General features: G+C 63.5%; 7 protein-coding genes. 5 read left to right on the top strand and 2 right to left on the bottom strand.

What is annotated here, in order from left to right:
- Nucleotides 1-114: 114 nt before the first annotated feature.
- Together PSET11_RS16435 and PSET11_RS16430 are read right to left on the bottom strand one after the other, a co-directional pair.
- Nucleotides 115-894 (bottom strand): spermidine synthase, encoded by a 780-nt coding sequence (locus tag PSET11_RS16435; RefSeq protein WP_203416008.1) that lies wholly within the window; start codon nt 892-894, stop codon nt 115-117.
- Nucleotides 894-2123, bottom strand: a complete 1230-nt coding sequence (locus PSET11_RS16430; protein ID WP_238989206.1) for an aminotransferase class I/II-fold pyridoxal phosphate-dependent enzyme — start codon at nt 2121-2123, stop codon at nt 894-896. The genes PSET11_RS16435 and PSET11_RS16430 overlap by 1 nt, the downstream gene beginning before the upstream one ends.
- A 43-nt stretch (nt 2124-2166) precedes the next feature.
- Here PSET11_RS16430 and coaD point away from each other — a divergent pair, with 43 nt between their 5' ends.
- The 5 genes from coaD to mutM all read left to right on the top strand — a co-directional run bounded on the left by coaD (nt 2167) and on the right by mutM (nt 5415).
- Nucleotides 2167-2667, top strand: a complete 501-nt coding sequence (gene coaD / locus PSET11_RS16425; RefSeq protein ID WP_124093388.1) for a pantetheine-phosphate adenylyltransferase — start codon at nt 2167-2169, stop codon at nt 2665-2667.
- 123 nt (nt 2668-2790) lie between these two features.
- Complete coding sequence (locus PSET11_RS16420; RefSeq protein WP_124093387.1) at nt 2791-3315, top strand: YceD family protein; 525 nt, start codon at nt 2791-2793, stop codon at nt 3313-3315.
- Between the two features lie 36 nt (nt 3316-3351).
- Complete coding sequence (gene rpmF, locus PSET11_RS16415; RefSeq protein ID WP_009356569.1) at nt 3352-3555, top strand: 50S ribosomal protein L32; 204 nt, start codon at nt 3352-3354, stop codon at nt 3553-3555.
- 21 nt (nt 3556-3576) lie between these two features.
- Complete coding sequence (gene rnc, locus PSET11_RS16410; protein ID WP_124093386.1) at nt 3577-4380, top strand: ribonuclease III; 804 nt, start codon at nt 3577-3579, stop codon at nt 4378-4380.
- A 3-nt stretch (nt 4381-4383) separates the two neighbouring features.
- On the top strand, nt 4384-5415 hold the full coding sequence (gene mutM, locus PSET11_RS16405; protein WP_124093385.1) for a bifunctional DNA-formamidopyrimidine glycosylase/DNA-(apurinic or apyrimidinic site) lyase: 1032 nt from the start codon (nt 4384-4386) through the stop codon (nt 5413-5415).
- Nucleotides 5416-5893: the final 478 nt, after the last annotated feature.

Below are 5893 nucleotides of genomic sequence, written 5' to 3'. Positions count from 1 at the left end.
TGGCTAGACTTCTACAACCACCGCCGAAACCACGCAGCCCTCGGAGGACGACCACCCATCAGCAGATGTAACCAACCTGCTGGCTGAGTACAGCTAGGCACGCCCGCCGAGCTGTCAGCCTGCGATCTGATCCAGATCGACGCCAACCAGAACCGTGGCCGGATGCGGACCCCGAGCCGTCAGCTCCGCGGTCCACGCTGCGGGCCACGGACCCTGCGTTCCCGCCAAGATGATGTTGCCCGGATAGCGGCCGGCAAACATGCCGGTCTCGGCAAACGCAGCAACGTCTGGCATGATCTCGCGCAGAGCAGCAACCTGACTGCGCACCAACGTCAACCCGGGTTCGTCACCCACGTTGATGATCAGGACGCCCGTGGGGGTCAGGAGTGCACGGGCTTCCCGGTAGAAGGCTGCGCAGGCAATGTGCTCCGGCGCTTCCGGCCCGGAAAAGATGTCGAGAATCACGACGTCGAAGCCCGGGTCCGCAGCGAAGCCTGCCAAGGCGTCACGGGCGTCCCCAATCACGGTGTGCAGGTCAGTCCCGTGGGGTAGCGGCAACTGCTTCAGCACGAAATCCAGGAGTTCGCGTTCCAGTTCCACGGCTACCTGGGCGGAGCCCGGTCGGGTGGCCTGGATGTATCGGGCCAGGGTGAGGGCACCGGCGCCCAGGTGCAGGGCACGGATGGGGTGTCCGGCCGGGGCCGCCAAATCCACGATGTGGCCGATTCGGCGGAGGTACTCGTAGAAGATCTCACCAGGTTCGGCCAGGTTGACGTGCGACTGCTCGGCACCACCAATGCTCAGCACATAGCCGCCCGCAGTGAACGCGTCTGGTTCCACTGCTGCGTGCTGGCCGGTGGTGCGGAGGTAGCGCTCGGTTCTGGGCCGGGACATCAGAGCTTGCTGCCCAGTGTTGCAAGTCTGGCGGCAGCCGCTTCCAGCACGGCTGTCTTTTTGCAGAAAGCGAACCTGAGCAGGCTGCGGGTCCGTTCGGCGCCCTCGGGGTGGCAAAACACCGGTACCGGGATGGCTGCCACGCCCACTAGTTCCGGCAATCGCCGGGCCAGGTCTACCGAATCGCTGATGCCCAGCGGAGAGGTGTCCACATTGACGAAGTACGTTCCCTGCGATGCGAGCACCTCGAATCCTGCTGCTCTGAGTCCCTCGCTGAGGATGTCGCGTTTGTGCGCCAGGGTGGCCGCAATGCCGTCGAAAAACTCAGTGGGCAACGCCAGGCCCGTGGCGATGGCCGCCTGGAACGGGCTGCCAGAACTGTAGGTGAGGAACTGCTTGACAGTGCGGACGGCTGCCACCAGCTCTGCTGGACCGCTCAGCCAGCCGATCTTCCAACCGGTGAGGGAAAATGTCTTGCCGGCCGAGGAGATGGTGAGGGTCCGTTCCGCGGCGCCCGGCAGGGTGGCGATCGGGATGTGTTTGACCCCGAAGGTCAGGTGCTCGTAGACCTCATCGGTGATGATCAGGGAGTCGAACCGGCGGGCCAGATCAACGATCCGGTCCAGGACGTCACGGGGGAACACGGCACCGGTCGGGTTATGCGGATTATTCACCAGCACCACCCGCGTGTTCTCGCTGAAGGCAGCCTCCAAAGCCACCAGGTCTGGCATGAAGTCCGGTGCCAGCAGCGGAGCAGTAACGTGCGTTGCCCCGCTCAACCCGATGACCGCCCCGTAGGAGTCGTAGAAGGGTTCGAAGGTGAGGACCTCGTCGCCCGGACCAACGAAGGCCAGCAGTGCGGCGGCGATCGCTTCGGTGGCGCCGGTGGTGACAATGACTTCGGCGGCAGGATCGGGCGTCAACCCATAGAAGCGTTCCTGGTGCGCTGCGATGGCTTCCCGCAACTCGAGAATGCCTTTCCCGGGGGCGTATTGATTGGCGCCTGCGGCAATGGCGGACTGGGCCGCTGCCAGAATTTCGGCAGGGCCGTCCTCATCAGGGAAACCCTGGCCAAGGTTGATGGCGCCGTGCTGGGCGGCCAGTGTTGTCATCTCTTCAAAAATCGTCACACCCAGGTCGCCGTTGGCTGCCAACAGGTTGGCACCCAGGGCCGTCCGCTGCCAGGGAGACGGGGAAAAAGGCCGGGACAGATCATGGGAGGCACGCATCCAGTCATGGTATCCCGGTGATTTCATGGGGTAGGTTCGGTGCATGAGACGTGCTGTCTGCCCCGGTTCCTTTGACCCCATCCACAACGGCCACCTTGAGGTCATTGCCAGGGCGGCAGGACTTTTCGATGAGGTGATTGTGGCGGTGTCCACCAACCCGGCCAAGAACTATCGATTCGCCTTGGCGGACCGGCTGGAGATGGCCCGGGAAACGTTGGCGTCCCTGAAGGGGATTGTGGTGGAGCCGGTTGGCGAGGGCCTGTTGGCTGATTACTGCAGGCAGCGAGGCGTTTCAGCGATCGTCAAGGGCTTACGTTCGTCGTCGGATTTTGACTATGAACTTCCCATGGCCACCATGAACAGGCAGCTCAGTGGCGTGGAGACAGTCTTCCTGCCCGCCGAAGCACACTACATTCACCTCTCCTCCACCTTGATCAAAGAGGTGGCTGGCCTGGGCGGAAGCGTGTCGGAGTACATTCCCCGCGCGGTTCAGCGTCGGATGCTCACGGGCGAGTCGCCAACGGATCGGCCCGCAGCAGGGTAGGCTAGTTCGGTACTTTGCTGTCACCGGCTTGCCGGTTTGAGTCCCCGCGGCTCTTCAGGCTAAGATAGTACGTCGGTCATATGTTCAACAGGAGTTTTCATTAAACGAGATGCAGGTTCGCCCTTGGCGTTCGACGTCAAGGACCTCGGGCGCAGCCCGGGAAGCATGCGGACACTGGTTGAACATGTTTCCGCGCCAAGAGATCTTGGTGTAGCACTCATTGGTGTTCAGGAAGGCTCAGAAGTTGAGCTGGATCTGAGGCTTGAGGCCGTACACGAAGGAATTCTGGTATCAGGCAGTGCGTTCGTCGATGTAACTGGCGAATGTGGCCGATGCCTGGATCCCCTTGCGTATGACCTTGAGGTCAAGGTGCAGGAACTTTTCTTCTACGAAAGTGTTGAACTTTCGGACGGAGAAGACGAAGAAGAGCAACGTCGAGTCGAGCACGATGTAATCGATCTTGAACCGGTGTTGCGGGACGCGGTTGTCACCAACCTGCCGTTCCAGCCGGTGTGCCGGGAAGACTGCCAGGGCCTTTGCTCCGAATGCGGAGTTCGCCTGGAAGACGAGCCGGGGCACCACCACGAGGTCTTGGATCCTCGCTGGGCTGCCCTAGCTGAAATGGCTAAGCCTGACCGGCAAAATTGATTTGTACGTGTTTGTCTAGAGAGAAATGAGTTAGCCGTGGCTGTCCCGAAGCGGAAAATGTCTCGCTCGAATACCCGCGCCCGCCGCTCGCAGTGGAAGGCGACCGCCCCTCACCTGGTGAAGACCGTTGAAAACGGTCAGGTTACTTACAGCCTTCCCCACCAGGCCAAGGTCGTCACCGACTCTGCCGGCACTGCGCTGTTCCTTGAATACAAGGGCCGCAAGGTCGCGGACGTCTAATCGGCCATCCAGGCTGACTTGATGTCTTCAACTGAAGAGCTTCTGAAGCGTCTCGGTGTCTCTATTGACGCCGGGACGCTTCGTCTTGCGCTGACACACCGTTCCTACGCGTACGAAAACGGTGGCATTCCCACCAACGAACGGCTCGAGTTCCTGGGCGACTCCATCCTGGGCTTCTCCGTTACGGACGCGCTGTTCCGCGATAATCCCACGCTGCCCGAGGGCGAGCTGGCCAAACGGCGCTCCGCTGTGGTCAGCACCAGGGCATTGGCCGGCATTGGCCGTGCGTTGGGCATCGGCGACTACATTTACCTGGGCCAGGGCGAGAAGTTGACCCATGGCCGGGACAAAGCCTCCATCTTGGCTGACACCATGGAAGCCCTGATCGGGGCCACTTACGTGTCCAACGACATCGAAACAGCCCGTCAACTGGTCATGCGGCTCGTAGGGCCGCTCCTCAAGGACGCTGCCGCCCTGGGCGCTGGCACCGATTGGAAGACCAGTATCCAGGAACTGGCTGCCAGCAGGCACCTTGGCACCATCAACTACGCAGTTGACGGCACCGGTCCGGATCACGCCAGGACGTTCAACGCCGTGCTGCGCATTGGCGGTACGTCCTACGGATCAGGATCCGGGAATTCCAAGAAGGAAGCCGAGCAAGAGGCAGCCGCTGACGCCTGGCGCGTGCTGTCCGGCAAGGGCGCCGGTGCTGCCAAACCCAGCGCGGCCACGACTGCCACTGCGGGGGCTGCTGCCGAAGCTGCTGAAACACCCTCAGCACCGGCCACTGCCGAAGTGCCTTCCGCCGCGACGGCCACGAAATAGCCTGTGCCTGAACTGCCAGAAGTCGAGGTGGTCCGCCGCGGCCTGGCGAGTTGGGTCGCTGGCCGGACCATCGAGGCTGTGGACGTCGTGGACCCTCGGTCCATCCGCCGGCACCTACTGGGCGTCGAAGACTTCCGCGGCAACCTCGAAGGCGCAGTGGTTGCGGACGTGGTGCGGCGCGGGAAGTTCCTCTGGATGCCGCTGGTCGACGCCGAAGCTGCCCAGCCGGCGTCGGGCGTTCCGGATGACACGGCGGCAGCATCAGGCACCGCCGTTTCAGGCGCTCCGCAGCACGCCGACGACCCTGGGGGTCAACCGAAGGTGGCGCTGATGGCGCACCTGGGAATGAGCGGCCAGCTGCTGGTGCAGGGCAACGACGCTCCCGATGAAAAGCACCTTAAGGTGCGGCTCAGGCTGAGTCCCCGCGACGGGATGCCTGATCAGCTGCGGTTCGTGGACCAACGCATTTTCGGTGGCATGTTTGTCACCGGCATGATCCCCACCGTGGACGGGGCGCCTGGCGGGATGTCCGCTAACCCGCTGCCCTTGATCGCCGCGGAGGCCGCCCACATTGCCCGCGACCCGCTGGACCCGGCGTTTTCCTTCGATCTTTTCTTCCAGCGCCTCCGCCGTCGAAAGACCGGGCTGAAGCGCGCATTGCTGGACCAGACCCTGGTATCGGGAATCGGAAATATCTACGCCGATGAGGCCTTGTGGCGGGCGCAGCTGCACTACGCCCGCGCCACTGACACGCTGCGCCGGGCAGAAGCCGAAAGGGTGCTGGACAGTGCCCGCGAGGTCATGGAAGCAGCCCTCGCGGCGGGCGGAACCAGTTTCGATGCGTTGTACGTCAACGTGAACGGAGCCTCCGGCTACTTTGATAGATCCCTCAACGCCTACGGCCAGGAGGGCAAGCCGTGCCCTCGGTGCGCAGCGGCGGGGATCCACAGCATCATCCGCCGCGAGCAGTTCATGAACCGGTCAGCGCACACCTGTCCCGTCTGCCAACCTCGGCCCCGCAACGGCCGCTGGTAGCCGCAGAACTAAAAATGCGGGAATCCTGCGTTTAAGGGGCGGGAAAGTTGTGGGAATACACCTAGGAAAGCGTTGCTGGGCAATGAAAGACTTTTGCCATGTTGGTGAAGCGTTTGGTTCTGATCGGTGCAGGCGCCGCCTTGGTCCTCGGGGGCACGGCCGTAGCTTTGGATAGTATGGCGCGGCAACCATCCGCGCCATCAGCGGCGTCCTCTCCCGCGGCGCAGGACGGCTCGACGACGGCGGCCTCGCCGTCGTCCGGTGGGTCTTCCGGGGCCGCCAGCCCGGGTGCTGCCACTGGCGGGAACGGCCAAGACGGGGGGAACGCCTCGCAACCCAACCCCGGGGCCACCGGCGACGCCAACGCGCCAGCGCCACGAGTGCTTGAAGTCCTGCCGCCCGTCAGCACCCCCCCCCCCCCGCCCCCCCCCCCCCCCCCCCCCCCCTCCGAACGGGCCCCCCAGCCCCCCAAACCCCA

It is taken from the genome of Arthrobacter ulcerisalmonis, from assembly GCF_900609065.1.
GTDB lineage: Bacteria > Actinomycetota > Actinomycetes > Actinomycetales > Micrococcaceae > Arthrobacter > Arthrobacter ulcerisalmonis.
This window is presented reverse-complemented; position numbering and strand designations above follow the sequence as displayed.

What these genes read in the sequence shown, in the direction of transcription:
- rnc (WP_124093386.1), top strand. Translation starts at nt 3,577, where the DNA reads ATGTCTTCAACTGAAGAGCTTCTGAAGCGTCTCGGTGTCTCTATTGAC.
- PSET11_RS16430 (WP_238989206.1), bottom strand. Translation starts at nt 2,123, where the DNA reads ATGCGTGCCTCCCATGATCTGTCCCGGCCTTTTTCCCCGTCTCCCTGG.
- coaD (WP_124093388.1), top strand. Translation starts at nt 2,167, where the DNA reads ATGAGACGTGCTGTCTGCCCCGGTTCCTTTGACCCCATCCACAACGGC.
- PSET11_RS16435 (WP_203416008.1), bottom strand. Translation starts at nt 894, where the DNA reads ATGTCCCGGCCCAGAACCGAGCGCTACCTCCGCACCACCGGCCAGCAC.